The sequence below is a fragment of the Amphritea atlantica genome, from assembly GCF_018860855.1.
Taxonomy (GTDB): Bacteria; Pseudomonadota; Gammaproteobacteria; order Pseudomonadales; family Balneatricaceae; genus Amphritea; species Amphritea atlantica_A.
This window is the reverse complement of sequence record NZ_JAHKQE010000028.1, coordinates 188,849-206,525: the sequence shown is the minus strand read 5'-3', so window position 1 is coordinate 206,525 and position 17,677 is coordinate 188,849. Positions and strand designations below refer to the sequence as shown.

22 protein-coding genes and 2 tRNA genes are annotated in these 17,677 nt (G+C 47.2%); 16 read left to right on the top strand and 8 right to left on the bottom strand.

Features of this window, described 5'->3' with window-relative positions:
- Nucleotides 1-8: 8 nt before the first annotated feature.
- Both KO512_RS13270 and KO512_RS13265 read right to left on the bottom strand, forming a co-directional pair.
- Nucleotides 9-85, bottom strand: a tRNA-Asp gene (locus KO512_RS13270).
- A gap of 236 nt (nucleotides 86-321) precedes the next feature.
- A tRNA-Val gene (locus KO512_RS13265) sits at nucleotides 322-397 on the bottom strand.
- Between the two features lie 211 nt (nucleotides 398-608).
- Here KO512_RS13265 and syd point away from each other — a divergent pair.
- Both syd and KO512_RS13255 read left to right on the top strand, forming a co-directional pair.
- Nucleotides 609-1,196: a SecY-interacting protein gene (gene syd / locus KO512_RS13260; RefSeq protein ID WP_215952840.1), complete on the top strand. Its 588-nt coding sequence runs from the start codon at nucleotides 609-611 to the stop codon at nucleotides 1,194-1,196.
- A 3-nt stretch (nucleotides 1,197-1,199) separates the two neighbouring features.
- Nucleotides 1,200-1,772, top strand: a complete 573-nt coding sequence (locus tag KO512_RS13255) for a YajG family lipoprotein (RefSeq protein ID WP_215952839.1) — start codon at nucleotides 1,200-1,202, stop codon at nucleotides 1,770-1,772.
- Nucleotides 1,773-1,778: 6 nt separating this feature from the next.
- Here KO512_RS13255 and KO512_RS13250 read toward each other — a convergent pair whose 3' ends face one another.
- Entirely contained in the window at nucleotides 1,779-2,447 is a 669-nt protein-coding gene (locus KO512_RS13250; RefSeq protein ID WP_215952838.1) for a DNA-3-methyladenine glycosylase I, read from the bottom strand.
- A 3-nt stretch (nucleotides 2,448-2,450) separates the two neighbouring features.
- The gene (gene msrB / locus KO512_RS13245; protein WP_215952837.1) at nucleotides 2,451-2,861 is read right to left on the bottom strand and encodes a peptide-methionine (R)-S-oxide reductase MsrB; all 411 of its coding nucleotides are present in this window, start codon (nucleotides 2,859-2,861) and stop codon (nucleotides 2,451-2,453) included.
- Nucleotides 2,862-3,027: 166 nt separating this feature from the next.
- Here msrB and KO512_RS13240 point away from each other — a divergent pair, with 166 nt between their 5' ends.
- Both KO512_RS13240 and KO512_RS13235 read left to right on the top strand, forming a co-directional pair.
- Nucleotides 3,028-4,245, top strand: coding sequence for a pyridoxal phosphate-dependent aminotransferase (locus KO512_RS13240; protein ID WP_215952836.1), 1,218 nt, complete (start codon nucleotides 3,028-3,030; stop codon nucleotides 4,243-4,245).
- Nucleotides 4,246-4,507: 262 nt separating this feature from the next.
- Entirely contained in the window at nucleotides 4,508-4,876 is a 369-nt protein-coding gene (locus KO512_RS13235) for a hypothetical protein (protein WP_215952835.1), read from the top strand.
- A gap of 106 nt (nucleotides 4,877-4,982) precedes the next feature.
- Here the strand turns inward: KO512_RS13235 and KO512_RS13230 are convergent, their stop codons facing one another.
- Both KO512_RS13230 and KO512_RS13225 read right to left on the bottom strand, forming a co-directional pair.
- Nucleotides 4,983-5,465, bottom strand: coding sequence for a hypothetical protein (locus KO512_RS13230; RefSeq protein ID WP_215952834.1), 483 nt, complete (start codon nucleotides 5,463-5,465; stop codon nucleotides 4,983-4,985).
- Between the two features lie 39 nt (nucleotides 5,466-5,504).
- A complete protein-coding gene (locus KO512_RS13225) occupies nucleotides 5,505-6,428 on the bottom strand; it encodes a class I SAM-dependent methyltransferase (RefSeq protein ID WP_215952833.1) in 924 nt (307 codons plus the stop codon).
- A gap of 163 nt (nucleotides 6,429-6,591) precedes the next feature.
- Here KO512_RS13225 and htpX point away from each other — a divergent pair, with 163 nt between their 5' ends.
- The 3 genes from htpX to KO512_RS13210 all read left to right on the top strand — a co-directional run bounded on the left by htpX (nucleotide 6,592) and on the right by KO512_RS13210 (nucleotide 8,372).
- A complete protein-coding gene (htpX, locus tag KO512_RS13220) occupies nucleotides 6,592-7,476 on the top strand; it encodes a protease HtpX (protein ID WP_215952832.1) in 885 nt (294 codons plus the stop codon).
- A gap of 307 nt (nucleotides 7,477-7,783) precedes the next feature.
- On the top strand, nucleotides 7,784-7,969 hold the full coding sequence (locus KO512_RS13215; protein WP_215952831.1) for a hypothetical protein: 186 nt from the start codon (nucleotides 7,784-7,786) through the stop codon (nucleotides 7,967-7,969).
- A gap of 208 nt (nucleotides 7,970-8,177) precedes the next feature.
- Nucleotides 8,178-8,372, top strand: a complete 195-nt coding sequence (locus tag KO512_RS13210) for a PA3496 family putative envelope integrity protein (RefSeq protein WP_215952830.1) — start codon at nucleotides 8,178-8,180, stop codon at nucleotides 8,370-8,372.
- A 30-nt stretch (nucleotides 8,373-8,402) separates the two neighbouring features.
- Here KO512_RS13210 and KO512_RS13205 read toward each other — a convergent pair whose 3' ends face one another.
- Nucleotides 8,403-10,649, bottom strand: a complete 2,247-nt coding sequence (locus tag KO512_RS13205; protein WP_215952829.1) for a YgiQ family radical SAM protein — start codon at nucleotides 10,647-10,649, stop codon at nucleotides 8,403-8,405.
- 156 nt (nucleotides 10,650-10,805) lie between these two features.
- On the opposite strand from KO512_RS13205, the gene KO512_RS13200 reads away from it, so the two are divergent.
- The 5 genes from KO512_RS13200 to KO512_RS13180 all read left to right on the top strand — a co-directional run bounded on the left by KO512_RS13200 (nucleotide 10,806) and on the right by KO512_RS13180 (nucleotide 14,221).
- A complete protein-coding gene (locus KO512_RS13200) occupies nucleotides 10,806-10,985 on the top strand; it encodes an oxidoreductase-like domain-containing protein (protein ID WP_215952828.1) in 180 nt (59 codons plus the stop codon).
- A 12-nt stretch (nucleotides 10,986-10,997) separates the two neighbouring features.
- Nucleotides 10,998-11,486, top strand: a complete 489-nt coding sequence (locus KO512_RS13195) for a thioesterase family protein (protein ID WP_215952827.1) — start codon at nucleotides 10,998-11,000, stop codon at nucleotides 11,484-11,486.
- A gap of 57 nt (nucleotides 11,487-11,543) precedes the next feature.
- The gene (locus KO512_RS13190; RefSeq protein WP_215952826.1) at nucleotides 11,544-12,515 is read left to right on the top strand and encodes a hypothetical protein; all 972 of its coding nucleotides are present in this window, start codon (nucleotides 11,544-11,546) and stop codon (nucleotides 12,513-12,515) included.
- A gap of 208 nt (nucleotides 12,516-12,723) precedes the next feature.
- Nucleotides 12,724-13,206: a hypothetical protein gene (locus tag KO512_RS13185; protein WP_215952825.1), complete on the top strand. Its 483-nt coding sequence runs from the start codon at nucleotides 12,724-12,726 to the stop codon at nucleotides 13,204-13,206.
- Nucleotides 13,207-13,408: 202 nt separating this feature from the next.
- Complete coding sequence (locus tag KO512_RS13180) at nucleotides 13,409-14,221, top strand: ferritin-like domain-containing protein (RefSeq protein ID WP_252735010.1); 813 nt, start codon at nucleotides 13,409-13,411, stop codon at nucleotides 14,219-14,221.
- A gap of 351 nt (nucleotides 14,222-14,572) precedes the next feature.
- On the opposite strand, the gene KO512_RS13175 is transcribed toward KO512_RS13180, so the two are convergent.
- A complete protein-coding gene (locus KO512_RS13175) occupies nucleotides 14,573-15,106 on the bottom strand; it encodes a YaeQ family protein (RefSeq protein WP_215952823.1) in 534 nt (177 codons plus the stop codon).
- A gap of 81 nt (nucleotides 15,107-15,187) precedes the next feature.
- Here KO512_RS13175 and KO512_RS13170 point away from each other — a divergent pair, with 81 nt between their 5' ends.
- From KO512_RS13170 to KO512_RS13155, 4 genes are all read left to right on the top strand, one after another.
- A complete protein-coding gene (locus KO512_RS13170) occupies nucleotides 15,188-15,448 on the top strand; it encodes a YkgJ family cysteine cluster protein (RefSeq protein WP_215952822.1) in 261 nt (86 codons plus the stop codon).
- A gap of 80 nt (nucleotides 15,449-15,528) precedes the next feature.
- Nucleotides 15,529-16,593 carry a nucleoid-associated protein gene (locus KO512_RS13165; RefSeq protein ID WP_215952821.1) on the top strand — a complete coding sequence of 355 codons (1,065 nt, stop codon included), beginning with the start codon at nucleotides 15,529-15,531 and terminating at the stop codon, nucleotides 16,591-16,593.
- A 184-nt stretch (nucleotides 16,594-16,777) separates the two neighbouring features.
- Nucleotides 16,778-17,086: a hypothetical protein gene (locus KO512_RS13160; protein ID WP_215952820.1), complete on the top strand. Its 309-nt coding sequence runs from the start codon at nucleotides 16,778-16,780 to the stop codon at nucleotides 17,084-17,086.
- Nucleotides 17,087-17,308: 222 nt separating this feature from the next.
- The gene (locus KO512_RS13155) at nucleotides 17,309-17,614 is read left to right on the top strand and encodes a hypothetical protein (RefSeq protein WP_215952819.1); all 306 of its coding nucleotides are present in this window, start codon (nucleotides 17,309-17,311) and stop codon (nucleotides 17,612-17,614) included.
- Nucleotides 17,615-17,677 lie beyond the last annotated feature (63 nt).

The following is a 17,677-nucleotide window of genomic DNA, read 5'->3' as shown; positions in this document are numbered from 1 at the left end:
CAAAATAGTGGCGGAATGGACGGGACTCGAACCCGCGACCCCCTGCGTGACAGGCAGGTATTCTAACCAACTGAACTACCACTCCACATTGTACGGGACTCGAACCCGCGACCACCATCCCACACATCAGTGACAGACTGGTAATCAAACCGACGAAACTCACGCTCCGCATTATACGGGACTCGAACCCGCGACCACCATCCCACACATCAGTGACAAACTGGTAATCTAACAACCGAAACTCGCGCTTCGCATTGTACGGTACTCAAACCCGCGACCGCCATTTTGCACATAAAAAACAATTTGGCAAGCCATTCGATTTGGTGGGCGTGGAGAGGCTCGAACTCCCGACATTCGCCTTGTAAGGGCGACGCTCTCCCAACTGAGCTACACGCCCCTTAAATCGAGAGCCGAATTCTAATGATTTTGCTTGGCATGTCAAACGTTTATCCTAAAATAATTCATTCTAAAAGCGGCAGTCCCCCTCCAACAGCCAAGCTAAATAGCATGAAGTTTTGCAATGATCGATCATTACTCTGATAAACTCATCACAGGACAGCCTGATGGCTACACCCACCTATCTCCAGACGTATCGGACCCCATAAAATATGTCCCAGACTCTTATTTCTAAAATTGACGCCTTCGTAGAACTGTCAATTAAGCAGCAGCTTGACCAAATAGGTCGCGCCCCACTGACGACTTATGACCCGGAATGGCCCTCTGATTGCCTTCAATCCGTTGCTGAGCCAGACCAACCCGTTAACTGGTTACCGGTGCGCCAACCCGACAGCAGCAATAGCTGTGATGATATGTTCGATCGCCTAGAGCAAGCCCTCGGTTACAGTATCCATCTTGATCTGCGTACATGGTATCGCCGCTATTGGTCAGAACCTCTTCCCGCAACCTCAGACTGGGGCGACCTTAGCCTGTTATTTCTCTGGAGCGAGAAAGATTGTGAACGTCTACGCGGGAACTTGGTCGGCCACTTACTGACTAAGCAAAAACAAAAACGGCCACCCACCCTGTTTTTTGCCTGCACAGAACCCGATGGAGAGAAGTTTTTATCGATCGACAATCAAACCGGGGAAGTATGGCTGGAACAACCGGGCAAGAAGCCTATTATGAAGTTAGCGGACTCACTGGCCTTATTTTTAGATAAGCTGACCCCAAAAACGATCCCAGATTTGGAGCAATAACCTATGCGCAAAGCCTTAATTGCAATAATGACCGGCGCTATCCTGCTAACAGGATGCAGCACATTCAAACCGCACCAAGTATCCATCGAACCACTGCATCCTTCGGTTAGTGCTCAAGCGTCACTGCCTAGCGACCTACAGATCGAAGTCCACAGCCAAGATATGCGCAACAGCGATACCATCGGCTACCGTATCAGTCGCTTGAGTGACCGCGCCCCAGTTAATCTGCCAACCCCTGCCACCGACGCACTGCAACAGGGAGCCAAAGTCGCCGTGGTCAGACTCGGAGCGGCGCCGGCACCATCATCTGACACACGCTTAACGGTTCAGCTACAAAACTTGGAATACACTGCTACTCAAAAAGCGCTGCAATCAGTCAAGCTCAACGCTACGATCAACGTCATCGCGGAAAAACATGGCAAATTTCTCAGCGGCAATTACAGCACAGAGAAAGAGTATCAATATGCAACGACGCCTTCACTCGCTGATAACCAGAAGATGGTCAACGAAATTCTGCTCATGACCGTCAACCGAGCGTTCAACGACACCAAACTGATTAACTTTTTGGCACAATAGTGCGACTCACCATCCAACGGTATAAGACAACAGCCGGCTGATGTGAGCCATCGGTCGGCCTGATTCTTGTTGCCATTGGTTGAAGCAGTTTTGCACTATCTGTAGGTCACGCTTTGAGGTGGGCGCTTTATCGATAATATCCTGTGCTTTTAACGCGGCCACCACATCATCCGTGAGCACAAAGGTATCCTTGCCGATCTGGCGTAAAAAATAAGCCCCGGATTTACCACCCAACTGCTGCCCCTGCTTTTTCAATAATGCCCAGAGACCGATAATATCCGTGACCGGCCAATCCGCGATAAAATAAGCAAAGCTCCCGTGTTGCGCGGCCAGCTCAGTGATCATCGCCGCATTAGTGCGTACCGACTTAATCTTACCCCAGTGCCGAATAATCTGATCATTCTGCATCAGATTCTCCAACTGATCATCACTCATCAAAATGATTTTTTCAGGATCAAAGCCAAAAAACGCCAACTCAAATGCAGGCCATTTAGCATCCACCACCGCATGCCTAATACCGGCTCGAAACACCCGTAAACTCATCTCAGATAAAAAACGATCATCACCGATCTCTTTCAGCTCATCGGCTGACTTCACCTGAGGCAGCAATGCTTCAATATCCTGTCCCGCTTTGTGGGCCTGGACATGCTCATAGATCCAGTTAAACGATTTCACCGCTTAGTCCTCCTCAGCGCTGAAATCAATTGATACAGAATTGATACAGTAACGCATTCCCGTATCCGTCGGACCATCAGGAAACAGGTGCCCCAAATGAGCGCCACAGCCACTACAAACCACTTCGGTGCGAATCATACCGTGAGAGCTATCATGATTTTCGGTAATATTTTCCGCCACCGCAGGAGCATCAAAACTCGGCCAGCCACAGCCAGCATCAAATTTACTTTGGCTATCAAACAGTTTTTCGCCGCAAGCGACACAATGATACTCACCCTCTTTAAAAAACTGATCATACTGCCCCGTGCCCGGCCGCTCTGTGCCCTTCTCTCGACAGACGTAATACTGTTCCGGTGTAAGCTCTTCACGCCACTGCGCTTCAGTTTTTTTCACTTTAAAATCATGACTTGCCATAAAAAACTCCAATACAGATAACGAAAACGAAAAGATCAATCTGTTACTGTCCAACATCCGCTAAAAAGCGTATTATTTCGATCCTTCGGTAAGCAGCTACCCTTCTCACCTCTATGTTTACTTACCGATCATAGAATATTACAGGACACCACTACAGGATTAATCCATGTCCGTTATCAGAAAATCGAATAAGCTGATCAACGTCTGTTATGACATCCGCGGTCCCGTCCTTCAAGAAGCTAAGCGTCTTGAAGAAGAGGGCCAACGCATTATTAAACTGAATATCGGTAATCCAGCCCCGTTTGGCTTTGAGGCGCCGGAAGAGATCGTTCAGGACGTTATCTACAATCTCCCCTCTGCGCAGGGTTACTGCGATTCAAAAGGCCTGTTTTCTGCCCGCAAGGCAGTCATGCAGGAGAGCCAAAAGAAAGGCATCAAAAACGTCACCATCGAAGATATCTATCTTGGTAACGGCGTCAGCGAGCTGATCGTTATGGCAACACAGGGCCTCTTGAATGACAATGATGAGCTCCTCATCCCTGCGCCAGACTATCCACTCTGGACGGCCGCGGCAAGCCTCGCCGGTGGTAACCCTATCCATTACCATTGCGATGAGCAAAAGGACTGGGCGCCCGATATCGATGATATCCGCAGTAAGATCACCGAGCGCACCAAGGGCATTGTAGTCATCAACCCTAACAACCCAACCGGCGCGGTCTACTCAGAAGCCGTTCTGCTACAGATTATTGCCTTAGCAGAAGAGTTTGGGCTGATTGTTTTTGCCGACGAAATTTACGACAAAATCACCTACGATGATGCCCACCACATCCCGCTGGCCTCACTGAGTGATGATATCCTCTGCATCACGTTTAATGGCCTGTCTAAAGCCTATCGAGCAGCGGGTTTCCGCTCTGGCTGGATGATTTTGACTGGGCCAAAACATCAAGCCCGCGACTACATCGAAGGCTTGGATATGCTGGCCAGCATGCGCCTATGCGCCAATGTTCCTGCACAACATGCCATTCAAACAGCGTTAGGCGGTTATCAGAGCATTAATGAACTGACCGCCCCAGGCGGACGTTTATACGACCAGTGCAACATCGCTTGGCAGAAACTGAACGAAATACCTGGGGTCTCCTGCGTCAAAGCTCGTGGAGCACTCTACCTATTTGCCAAACTAGATCCAGACGTTTATCCGATTAAAAATGACGAGAAAATGGCCCTGGATCTACTGCAGCAACAGAAGGTACTGATTGTTCAGGGTAGCGGCTTCAATGTCTCAGATACTCAGCACTTCCGCTTAGTCTGCCTGCCCCGTGAAGATGAGCTGATTGAAGCGATCGAACGAATTGGCCTATTTCTGAAAAACTACTCTCAGGCGTAAGCTTTTTTCTTAGCGATCGAAAGGTCGCTTTTTTATTTCGTCCATCAAGCGTTATACTTAGTCATATTCCTGTTATAAAACAGACATATGATTTGGCTACATTGCAGCACACACTGCCTTAGGCCGACTAAAAAATAGACCCATGGAAGATAAACATAAGGAAGACAAGCACGCATGGCTGGTTGCTTAGCGTAAAGCCCTTAAAAGCAAACGCCGCGATGCAAAACATCCTTAACAATTAACTTACTCTCGCGGAATCAGTATGTTTATTAAGATCAAGAAAAATTGCGGTATCTATATGGAACACAACGGCATGGAAAAAAACCATATCCTGCCAGTCACCAGTAACTTTCTGATCAATCTAGGTCATGCAGCTGAGATCTCTTTCTACACCATCAAAGAGGCTAAGACACGTTACGATCTCGAAGGCCATCAGATCAGCGTACCACCGCACACACGCGTTATTCATCTGCAAATGGCTTATCGTTATTCAAGCACCAAAGAAAAGATCGGCGATACTAAAGGCAGCATCGTTGAGCGCAACTTCTATAAGTTCTACTTTAAACCAGAAGAGATGGGACAATACGAAGAGCTACGCACTAATATCGAAAAACACGTTCTTAACCTCTAATTTTCAATCGACTCAGCCACATTAAACAAACGGTAAATAAAAAGGCAGCTCAATGAGCTGCCTTTTCAATCGTTCTCTCTATCACACCTTAGCTTTAGACTCTTCACTACGCGTCCCTCTTAGAGTGCACACGCAGTACTGCTTCAATAATATGATCAACATCATTCATCGCCCGATGCTGTCGCCACTGCCCCTGACAAATCAACTTGTACTCAAGTAACTCCTCAGGACTCAATAATGCTGGCAAACCAATCAAGCGAAATGCCATCGTCTGTTCCGCAGCCTCAAACAATCGGCTAAGCCAGAAACTATCAAACTCCCAGGCATCACTAAGAACATCCTGCCCCTGCAGCTGTTTATTCAAACGCTCACACGCAGAGACCGCCGAGATCCCTTCTTCGCGTAACTCAGACAGGCACAGGTTATGCAGTTCTTCAGCATACTCGTCCCAGAAATCCCAGCCAGGCACAGAGTCCGGATTAATTAGAAAACTATCACTCTGGCCAGCCGTACTTTTCCAGGCGACCTCTATCGGATAGGAGAGAGGCCCTAAGCCACTGGCTTCCAAATCCAAGCAAATCAAATTCATAACATTCCTGATTAGATAATCACTTTACTTTCTGACGGTTTAGCCCGTCTTTTGAAACAATAGAACCTTAAGCGCTTGCTCGGGATCCCGATCCGGAAAGTCCGCCGGATGAGTAATACGCTCACAATACCTAAGTTCAGGACAACAATCGTCCACCAGCTGCAATAAAAAATCACTCCCTAGCGCAGGAGAGTTAAGACACAGTAACACTTGCCCGCCGGCCATCGTCAACTCAGGCAAGCGCCTTAGTACTTTTCGATAATCATCACTCGCAACGAAACTGCCTCGCTGAAAACTAGGTGGATCGACAATGACCAGATCATAGGGCCCTTCCCGCTTCAGCCGACCCCATGAGCGGAATAGATCATGACCCAAAAACTTCACCTGATCGGTGGGTAGTTGATTAATGCGATGATTATCCCTACCGGTACTCAATGCACCCCGACTCATATCCAAATTAACAACCCGACTGGCACCGCCGGCAATAGCCGCAACAGAAAAAGCACAGGTATAAGCAAACAGATTGAGTATATTTTTACCCTGACTGTTCTGCCGCACCCAACGTCGCCCTTCCCGCATATCTAAAAATAAACCACTATTCTGGTTCTTCAAAGGACGAACATTGTATTTCAACCCAAGCTCTCTCACTTGTAATAACTGCTCAGGGTCTACCGTACCGTTATTCCAACGAAGCTCAACACTGTCTTCTCGCCGATAGCGATGCTGTACAACCAAAGCATCCGGTTTTACCGCATCATCGAGCTGCTGGAAAAACTGATCCAACTGCTCGAGCAGCTCAACGGGATGTTCTTCAAATAACCGAATAATGACCAAAGGAGGCAAAAGATCGATAATCAGCTGCTCATAGCCGGGAAAACAATGCCCTCGACCATGAAATAACCGCCGAACCTCCCCCTGAGATAAATCAAGCTGGGTAGAAATGGAATCAAAAATAGCTTGCATATATAGGGTCCGCTCTGGCACATATCATGGTAAAAAGGCGCGATTATAGTAACCCATCTAGTATTGAGCCAGTTTTTTATCTCCGAAAACGAAAAAGCAGTTGAAACTTATTCTCATCGCCTATATCTATATCATCAACTTCACTACAAAGAGCAATCACATCATGATGCGAATCGGTCTATTCCTGTTAACCAACATTGCGGTCATTGCCTTAGCCAGCATAACGCTAAGTTTGTTTGGCGTAGGGTCTATCCTACAGGCAAACGGCGTTGATATGGATCTTGGCAATCTACTTGCCTTCTGTGCGGTATTTGGTTTTGCCGGTTCCTTTGTATCACTGTTTCTCTCTAAATTTATGGCCAAAAGAAGCAGCGGTACTGAAGTTATTACTCAGGCACGTAATGCCGATGAACAATGGCTGCTCGACACGGTAAAAGAACTGGCTGATAAAGCGAAAATAGGTATGCCTGAAGTGGGTATCTTTCCCGCTCAACAGGCCAACGCCTTCGCCACCGGCTGGAATAAAAACAGTGCGCTTGTCGCTGTCAGCATCGGCTTACTGCAACGTTTTCGTAAAGAGGAAATTCGCGCGGTATTGGCTCACGAAATTGGCCACGTCGCCAATGGCGACATGGTGACGTTGACCCTGATTCAAGGGGTAGTTAACACCTTCGTTATGTTCTTCGCGCGTATCATCGGTCACTTTGTTGACCGGGCAATACTGAAAAACGAGCAAGGCCATGGTATCGGCTACTTCATTACTACCATCGTCGCTGAAATCGTGCTCGGCATTCTGGCCTCGACCATTGTCGCTTGGTTTAGCCGCCGTCGAGAGTTTAAAGCCGATGAAGCAGGGGCAACACTCGCCTCTCCCCACGCGATGATTGGCGCCTTACAACGCCTGAAAGCTGAATATAACGTGCCGGATCAGATGCCTGAAACGCTCATAGCCTTCGGCATCAGTAGCCATATGAAGCATGGGTTTATGGCGCTGCTGTCAAGCCATCCACCGCTTGATGACCGGATTGCGGCACTACAGAAATTCTAATGACTAGGTTCATTAAAAAACGCCTCAATCGAGGCGTTTTTTTTTGCATTCATTCCCTCAAGTACTGAAGCCATAAACCCTAAGCATTAATTCCTAGCATTACTCCTCTATCTCTCTAACTATTCTTACCTTAAAATATTTCATGAAAAATATTATTTAATGCAAAAAAAATCATTTTACGCCAAAAATTTTTACCTCATAATCGAAATGGACGCGAACCTGCAAGGCAAGTGGGTTTGATCATGTGATCTATAAGTATTGGCTAACCTCAATAAGAGATAGTCAAATTCATGTGAAGAGCGAAGCCATGACAAAAAAAGAAGAAATTACTGATGATCTCGATATCGTCGATGACATCATCGATGAAGATATCGACATAGAGATCGATGCTAAAGAAAAGAAGTTCTGCTGTGATGCCGAAAAAAGAAGACGCATTGAGCTACTGATAGAACAGCGTCGCTTAGAACAGGAATTACGAGAATTCTACGACTAAAGGCAGCTCGTGCTGCCTTTTTCTTTATCTTTTCAATACCCTTTGAGTGACTGTTAGTTGACAGCACAAGGCCTCTGTACGCCTATCAAGCAGCCGACCAGCAACCGTCATCACTTCGTTATTAAAGCTTCATACCGGTGTCACACAAGCGTCATCCCCAGAAGGTTTTATTAACACATCACCCATAACAAAACCCTGGTAAGTATTTATGAGCAACAAAATTCGTCTGGATGATCTGTCCGCTGAAAACCTAGATAAGATGGATAATGATTTTTTCATTAATCCTACGCCTGGCAGACAGAAAAAAATCGATAAGAAAGCCCGTAAACGCAAGATTATTGAAGACTATATGGAGGAACGTTCACTCAAACAGCACCTGACAGAGTCATACGACCTTTATTGAGCGAACGATTGAGCGAGCAGCGCACTGTTATCAGTGCTGCTGCTTTTTGATACTGCTTTGCCCTTTACGCTTTTTAGCTGGCCGTGAAGCTCCCACTTTCTTGCCTTTCACGACCGGTCTCGTCACTACCCTCGCGCCACTTGTGCGCACGCCCGTCTTACTATTGTCACGACGCTTAGGCGCCTCCTCAGGCGTCACCAGATGGCTAGGCTTAGTACCGATTAGATCTTCTCGCCCCATCTCCTTTAACTTAACCCGCAGATCAGCCCAGTTTTCAGGATCATGATAACGCAGTAAGGTCTTATGGGCTTTTCGCTGCGCTTTGTCCTTAGGTATGTAAAGCGTCTCACTCTTATAGGTAATCTGCTTTAACGGGTTTTTCTCCGAGTGATACATCGCCGTAGCTAGCGACATCGGTGAAGGATAAAAATTTTGCACCTGATCCACTTTAACATCGTTCTGCTTCAGCCATAGTGACAGACTCAGCATATCGTCATCATCACAGCCTGGATGGGCCGCAATGAAATAGGGAATCAAATATTGCTTCTTGCCCGCTTCCGCCGAGAATTGATCGAACATGTTTTTGAAGTCGTAATAGGTGTCCATACCCGGCTTCATCATTTTGCTCAGGGTATTTTGTTCACTGTGCTCAGGAGCGATTTTAAGGTAGCCCCCCACATGATAAGTCACCAGTTCACGGACATATTCAGGATCTTTCACGGCAAGGTCATAACGCAGCCCCGAGGCGATGGCGATATTGTGTATCCCCTCCATTTTACGGGCCTTACGATACAGCTCAGTGGTCTGACTATGATCGGTCACGAGATTGCTACAGATGGTCGGATAAACGCACGAAAGCTTACGACAGTTCGACTGAATATCATCGTCATTGCAGTTAAGAAAATACATATTCGAGGTAGGGCCACCCAGATCGGAAATAGACCCGGTAAAGCCGGGTACTTTATCCCGAATCTCAGCCATCTCATTCAAGATTGACTCGTGCGAGCGACTTTGAATGATGCGCCCTTCATGTTCGGTAATCGAGCAAAACGTGCAGCCACCGAAGCAACCACGCATAATATTGATCGAGAAGCGGATCATATCGTAGGCGGGAATCTTATCTTTACCATAAGACGGATGCGGCACCCGCTGGTAGGGCAAACCAAATACGCCATCCATCTCTGGGGTTTCCAAGGGAATCGGCGGAGGATTTACCCACAGCTCACGATTGCCATGTTTTTGAATCAACGCTCGAGCATTATGCGGATTAGATTCCTGATGCAACACCCGTGAAGTATGGGCATAGAGAGCCGAATCCTTAGCGACCTTGTCAAAGGATGGCAGACGAATATAGGTTGTCTCCGGATTCAACTTTTCTTTACGTTTCAATGGCATAGGGATAATACGTATGGGCGCTACATGCTCATCCGCCGTTGACTCGACTGGCGCAACAGAACTGTCCGCCCCGCAACGCTTAGTCGCAGGGTCAATTAACTTATCCGCACCGCTTTGATCGGTACCGAAATCGTAAGGATTCGGTAGTTTATCAATATTACCCGGCCAGTCTATTCGGCTCGAATCAAGTTCAACATAACCCGCAGGAGGCGCCTGCCGCATATGCACGGTGCCGCGAATATTCCATAGTTCATCAATGGTTTTACCCGCCGCAAGGCCATGACTCAACTCAACAATCGCCCGTTCGGCATTGCCATACAACAGAATATCAGCGGTCGCATCTAGCAAGACTGAACGGCGAACCTTATTACTCCAATAATCATATTGCGCGATCCGGCGCAGACTCGCCTCAATGCCACCCAAGACCACCGGCACATCATTCCACGCTTCTTTACAGCGCTGACTATAAACAATCACCGCGCGGTCAGGTCGCTTGCCGCCCTTACCACCTGCGGTATAGGCATCATCATGACGCAATCGTAGGTCGGCCGTATAGCGGTTGATCATTGAGTCCATATTGCCGGCGGTCACACCAAAATAGAGATTTGGCTTACCCAAACTCATGAAAGCATCGGCACTACGCCAATCCGGCTGCGCGATAATACCGACACGAAACCCCTGGGCTTCAAGCAAACGGCCCATCACCGCCATACCAAAGCTAGGATGATCGACATAGGCATCACCGGTCACGATGATAATATCGCAGCTATCCCAGCCCAGTTGATCCATCTCCTCTCGAGTGGTCGGTAAAAAAGGCGCAATGCCATAGCATTCAGCCCAATAACGGGGATAGGAAAACAAATCTGGGGCGGTTTTTTTCATGGATATATCAGCGAGACAACTATTTATGGGGGAGTGTAATTGTCGCAGAAACCACCGCCGACAGATAGTAAAAACCGGTTTGATTCGTATGTTTACTGGGCCTGCGGGTATAGACATAGTAAAATGGTCGGAATTAAACACGATAGATTAACAATCATGACGAAAGAAAAACCAACCCCTCCCGGCGATTATGAATGCTGCGAAAGCGGCTGTTCACCCTGCGTATGGGATCTTTACTATGAAGAGTTAAACGCATGGAATGCTGAGCAGAAAGCCGCCAAAGAAGCAGAAAAAGAAGCCGTACAGAAAACCGCCGACACCGATACCCAAGAATAAGGATCTATGCCAATGCCCGATACAGCCGAGGTAATCTATCGCACTCGCATCAAACCTGAGTGGCTTGATTATAACAACCATATGAACGTGGCCTATTATGTTCTCATTTTTGACCTAGCAGGTAGTGAACTCGTCGGCCGATTAGGACTGAGCGAAGCGGTGACCAAAGCCACCGACATTTCGTGGATGGTACTGGAAAACCATATCACCTATAACAACGAAGTGGTCCTCGATCAGCCCGTAGAGGTTCGCTGCCAATTGCTTGATCATGACAGCAAACGGCTACACCTGTATTTTGAAATGATCGCCAAAAACGCTGATGGTACTGACTATCTCGCCTCAACGCTCGAGCAGATGGTGATGTGTGTCGATTTAAGCAGTCGCCGTAGCTGTGCGTTTCCCACCGCCGTGGCCCAGAACATAGAACTCATGGCTACAGAGCAAGCCAGCCTTACGACCCCTAGCGGTATCGGGCGCACCATTGGTATTCGCCGCCGTTAAGTATGCTTTCACCGAAACAAGATACACTACCGCTATTATTCATCATTAGGAAAGATTGTGGACAGAGAGACATTAGAAAGGGCCGCACAACGGGGCATCATCTCGCAACAGCAGTTGCAGCAACTGATTCTCTTCAGTAGCGCTGAACAACAAGATGAAGCGGTAGGCGAAGAGCAGCTGCGGTTTGTACGCAACTTCGGCGATATTTTTATCACCCTCGGGGTTCTGTTTGTCACCTTCTCCGTGGCCGCTATGCACCTCAGTCAGCTTGAATGGCTCGTGCCCGCTGTGTTATTCCTCGGCGCGGCTGAATGGCTAGTGCGTATCCGCAGGCTGGCCTTACCTGGCATCGCCATCTTAATCTCAACACTCTACTTTCTCGGTAAAGCACTGGGTATTGCAGAATTTGAAACCGCGACGCTGCAATTTCTAACCCTCAGTGGTGCCTCGTTACTGTTCTATCTACGTTACCGCATGCCGTTCAGCTTATTGCCCGTTGCCGCGGGCCTCATCGCGGCGGTTATCAGCGGTCTCGGGGTGGATATGCTAAAGCATCAGATACTCTTTTCTGTACTCGGGTTATGCGTCTTTATCGCCGCTATGAGCTTCGATGCCCGCGATCGTAAACGTCAGCTGCGCGCCAGTGATTGTGGTTTCTGGTTACACCTGCTGGCATCACCGCTGATTGTGCATGGCATGATGACCACCTTACTGTTTAATGATAGCGGACTCTTAGCATCAGGCAGCAACCGTGAAATTGCCCTACTGCTGTTTTTCGTGGTCTTTTTATTAATCGCCCTGTTTGTGGATCGTCGCGCCATGTTGGTATCGAGCTTGTCATACGCTATCTATGCGATTTTCAAAGTTGTCAGCAGCAACCTACTCGATAGTAATAATTTGCCCTTGATGGTGTTTATCGGTTTTGGTGTCTTTATCGTTCTATTCGGTACCTACTGGTATAAACTTAGACGTCTAATTTTCGGTGCACTACGGAATAGCTGGCCCGCCCGTTTTGTGCCCGCACTATAATTTTCTCGGATTTACACGCCACCAACACAAAACATGATAGACAACGGTGATAAGGTTTATACGTAGTGCGTTACGTTAGACCTTAACCCGTTACAAGATGTATCCTCGCTGAATAAAGTCAACTTTCAAACTGAAAAATCATCCGCTAGATTGGCCACACTCGACGACGCTTTTGCACTAAAATTTAACCCTATACAGAGGTTAAATTATGACTTACTTAAAACGTTTACTCACGCCACTGATCGCCGTATTACTGCTGCTTTCATTTAACAGCTTCGCCGATAGTAATATCCGTATTCACAGTGGTATTTCCATCGATAGCGGCAATCTTCGACTGCAGATCAGCGATCGTCTGATTAGCGGCCACATTTACGCCAACCGCGCCACCGAGCATTACCACGACAGCCATCGTAGGCAATTTGTTTCAACCCCTGGCTCCATCTCCAGACGCTATTCACGGGGCTACTTAAATAGCTACCCGAACACTCATATAAATCGCCAGCCAATCGACTACCCTCACCACATTATCAGTAGAGGCTCACCGCGAAACCACTATCGCCAACGCTCCTATTCCCAATATCATCAGCCCCAGTATCAAGATTCACACCGTCGCACAGATCACCATAGGGTCATTATTCGCGATAGTCGGACACACCGACAAGAGCATCGCAGCGAACATCGCTATCGCTAGTATTTTCCTCGACCCTTCGTGACCCGTGCGAGTTGAAATACTCACAACGCTCACAGCGAGGTTAATGGGGTTAAGCCTCGATTTATGCAGGAGTCATAACACAACCCGTAGCTTTAGGTTAGAAAAAGGCCTCTCCCCCTCCTCGGCGAAGCCTCCAACAGGTACAATACGCCCGTCTGTTATCAATCGAGCGAAACTGTCTTTGCAAAATCTATACGCATACACCAAAGAAGCCTTCTTAACCGCCGATCCGGATCAGAAAATCGAACTGACCCGGCAAACCGTTAGCCGTTGGAATGCTGGAGAGCTCGAATGGCTTGAGGGCGACACACCTGAATGGCTCCTGCAACCGGGCCAGTTAGACAAACCCGAAATAGTCCCGCCATCGAAAGTCAACGAACGGAAATTCGGTAAAGAGGAGGGGCGCGCTGCGCTTATTCATGCCCTCGCCCATATTGAGTTAACCGCGGTCAATCTAGCGCTGGATTCTGTCTATCGTTATCGCGGTATGCCGCAAGAATTTTATACCAATTGGATTCAGTGTGCAGGCGAAGAGGCCAACCATTTTATGGCATTGCGGGGTCGTCTTCGAGAGATGGGGTATGACTATGGTAGCTTTAAGGCCCATGGCGAACTCTGGAGCATAGCTATCGACACGGCTGATGATATGTTAGAGCGAATGGGCATGGTACACCGCGTACTGGAAGCCCGCGCACTGGATGTCGTTCCCAAAGCGATTCAGCGGTTTGATCAAGCCGGTGATAAAAAGATGATCGATATTCTTACCATGATCGGCAATGAAGAGATTGGTCATGTCAGTTCAGGCACTCGCTGGTTTCATTATCAATGCCAACAACGTCAACTCGATCCTAATCAAACCTTTATCGACCTGCTCTGGAAATATATAAAAGAGCCGTTAAAGGGCCCTTTTAATTACGAAGCTCGGCTAAAAGCAGGGTTTTCAGAGCAAGAAATGAAGATGATCGAGATGATGCGCGAAACAGGCAAAGCCTAATCTTGCCTGCTGCTTTCATCATTAACACCAAACAAAACCCTTATAAAAAACAAGGTATTAGGTCAAACTATCAACTTTAACAGACTACCCATACTGGGTAATGCTGACCCTCTGCTGAAGCACGATGAATTGCACCCAGTACAAAAAAGTATAGACTGTTCTTTATCCGGGCCCTTCTTGACCGACGCACGGCTCTTTCTTCCAGCAGAGCCTTCCCTTGCAGTGGGGCCCGGGTCTCTTCATTCTTTGAGTTATTCATCGCTAAAAGAAACAGTCCGACTGAGCATAGGTCACCGTTGCTCAAACCCTATTCAGATACGTTAGTCCTAAGCAGCACCATCAGTGCCAAACTTACTCTAAACGATCGACCTGTAAACTCAGGTGGTTAGTGTTATCGCTCAAAAACAACTCACCATCGCTGATCGTCAGTGATAACTGCATACTCCGGCTAATAAACATATCTAGCTGTGCAACATCACTGTCGTGAAAGCGCCAAACACTCACTTTAGGCAACTCCCCAAGCGTCTTGCCCTGCTTATCCCACCAGACATCAACTTCTCGACCATAGGCATATAAAGAAATCTTTGGCGCACGACTGACCGCTTTTCGCAATCGATCGGGCGATGCCTGCCCTAACTCTATCCAATGTTCGACCGACCCATCTGGGCCCACCTGCCAAAGTTCCGGCTCATCGGTACTGGACAATCCTCGGGTAAAGCTCAAATCTTGATGATAATTAAGACCATAAACTAGCAACCGAACCATCATCCGCTGCAATGTTTCAGAAGGGTGTTGCGCCAATGTTAGATGACAGGTTTCATAACAGTGACGATCCGTATCACTCAATTGCAGTTCGACTTTATAGATTGTTGGCTTAAGCGCCATAGGAATTAACCTTATACTGGAGGGCTTTTATTAGACTGAATGCGCTATTATAGCGGTTTAATCACTGGATAATATTCCTGAATGAAATGCCGACCTCAGTGTGGCGCCTGCTGTATTGCACCACAGATAAGCAGCGCTATCCCCAATATGCCGAACGGCAAACCTGCCGGTGTCCCCTGCGTCAATTTAGATGATGCCTTTAACTGCACTATCTGGAACACCCCACACTTTCCGCCAGTGTGCCGTGCATTCCAAGCACAGGCCGAACATTGCGGTGAAACTCAACAACAAGCGTTAACAATACTCACCCGCCTCGAGCAGGAAACCGCACCGGATATTTAACCCAGCCGGTCAATCCGCTACACTATGTCTCCTTAACTTGCGAACCCTCGCTCAAAGTAAAAGCATCGGAAACTGCCTTAATGGACCTTAAATTTCTAGCCATCCGTGAACTGATTAAAGAAGCCGACGACAGCATTGCCACCATTAGTGACAAAGGGGGTGCAATCGATATCACCGACCCAATGGCGCAGCAACTGTTCAACGCGCTGGTCTCCGCCTACGGCAGACGTTCGGCACTGACCCACGGCTCCTTTAATGATGAAAACAGTGAAGGCTATCCATTTATTTCCAGTTTTAAAATGTTCATCAACAGTACCCCCGATGACAGTACCTTTTTATCGCTCTGTGATCAGGCGCTGGCGCAGTTGGCCGCATCGCTGCAGCAGCCCTCAGCACGTTCCGCCACCGGCGGGTATGTGATCTTTATGTACTACTCCTCCGATGTATTCGACTACCTCCTGATTGGACTGGTACGTGATAAATCGGGCGTAGCCTTCGATCAGGATTTGAACCCGACCAAAGTCATCGAAGTTGACTTAGAAAAATTACATCAAGCGGCTAAAATCAATATCACCACCTATAAAGAGGGCAGCGATAGCTATCTAAGTTTTATTGGTACCCGCCGTAAAGGTGATATTACTCACTATTTTTCCAATGCCCTGGGTTGCACCGATGTCGTCCCATCAAAAAAATCAACCTCCGACCTTATCCGCGCCAGCGAAGATTTCTGTCGCCATTACCATCTTGAAGAAAAGCAGGATGAAATTGTCGAAGATGTCGTCAGCTATCTGTCCCGTCAACGTGACGATCGACAATCAGCCTATCTGCCCGATGTGGAACAAATATTTGATAATCACCTGCCCGAGCAGGCGGAACAGGCTAGCGGAACCTTCAGTAAGTTTGCCAACTCAGAAAACTATCAGGTAAGCCAAGAGTTTCAGCCGCACACCAGCACCATTAATTCCTACACCAAAGTAAAAGCTAAAATGGACAACTGGCAACTCGACTTTGCCAAACGCTCTCTCGGCCAGCCCAACAGCAACAGTGAGATTGAATTCGATGCGCAAACCAATTCATTACGTATTAACCGGTTATCAACTAAAGTTATCGAACAGTTGAAACAAGCACTTAATGGAGATGATTAACCCTGTATCAACCCAATCCAGCCGCTCTGGCTGGATTGGCTTTCCGCCATCAATTATTCATACAGTAACGACGCCGGGCCCCCGAAAAATTTCATTGTGCGTCGCACAAAAGACTTGACCATCCACTTTTTTCAACTAAAATAGTTTTCATTGTGCACTGCATCATAAACATATGGAGATTATTATGACGACTACTTCTTTCGACTTCAAAAAACCTTTAGAGTCTGCTCAAGCACTGATGGGACTGCAAACGACTGCTGTCACTAAAACAGTTGAACTGCAGAAGAAAGCCGCTGAAGAGCTGACTGAATTCTTCAAAGCAGAAGCAGAAAAAGCTAAAAACCTTAAAACACCTCAAGAATTCGTTAAATTCAACATCGAGTCAAACAAAGCACTCTTTGAACTCATGAAAGCTCAAGGTGAAGCGTTTACCGCGCTGGCAAAAGAATCTAGCGAAGAAACCATCGCAGAAATCACCAAACTGGCTAGCTAAGCTATACTGTTTTTCAAGAAGCCCAGTAGTGAAAACTACTGGGCTTTTTTATAACTTAATTTTATCGCGCTGACTTGTACTAACAGTACAAACAGCCTTAAGAACTATTTTCATTAAGGCCTACTTTTGTGCACTGCACAAAAATAACCGTTGACTTTGTTCTAGGGTTCGCTAAAATGGATTCCATTGTGCACTGCAACATAATCTTATTGGAGAACGACCATGACAACCCCTATCGATTTCACTAAATCTTTTGAATCTGTAAAAACCTTGATGGAAATGCAAGCTGAAACCATCACCAAATCTGTTGAACTACAGAAGCAAGCTGGCGAACAACTGGCTGCGTTCTTCAAAACAGAAGCAGAAAAAGCAAAAGAACTGAAAACACCTGAAGACGTTGTAAAATTCAACGTTGAAGCGAACACTTCATTGTTCGAAATGCTGAAAGCACAAGGTGAAGCATTCTCTGAACTGGCTAAAACAGCTGGCGAAAATGCAATGGCTGAAGTTACCAAGTTAACTAAGTAAATTTCACTTAGTTCCCTTTAAGGCCCTGCTTATGTAGGGCCTTTTTTTATTTATACCCATCGA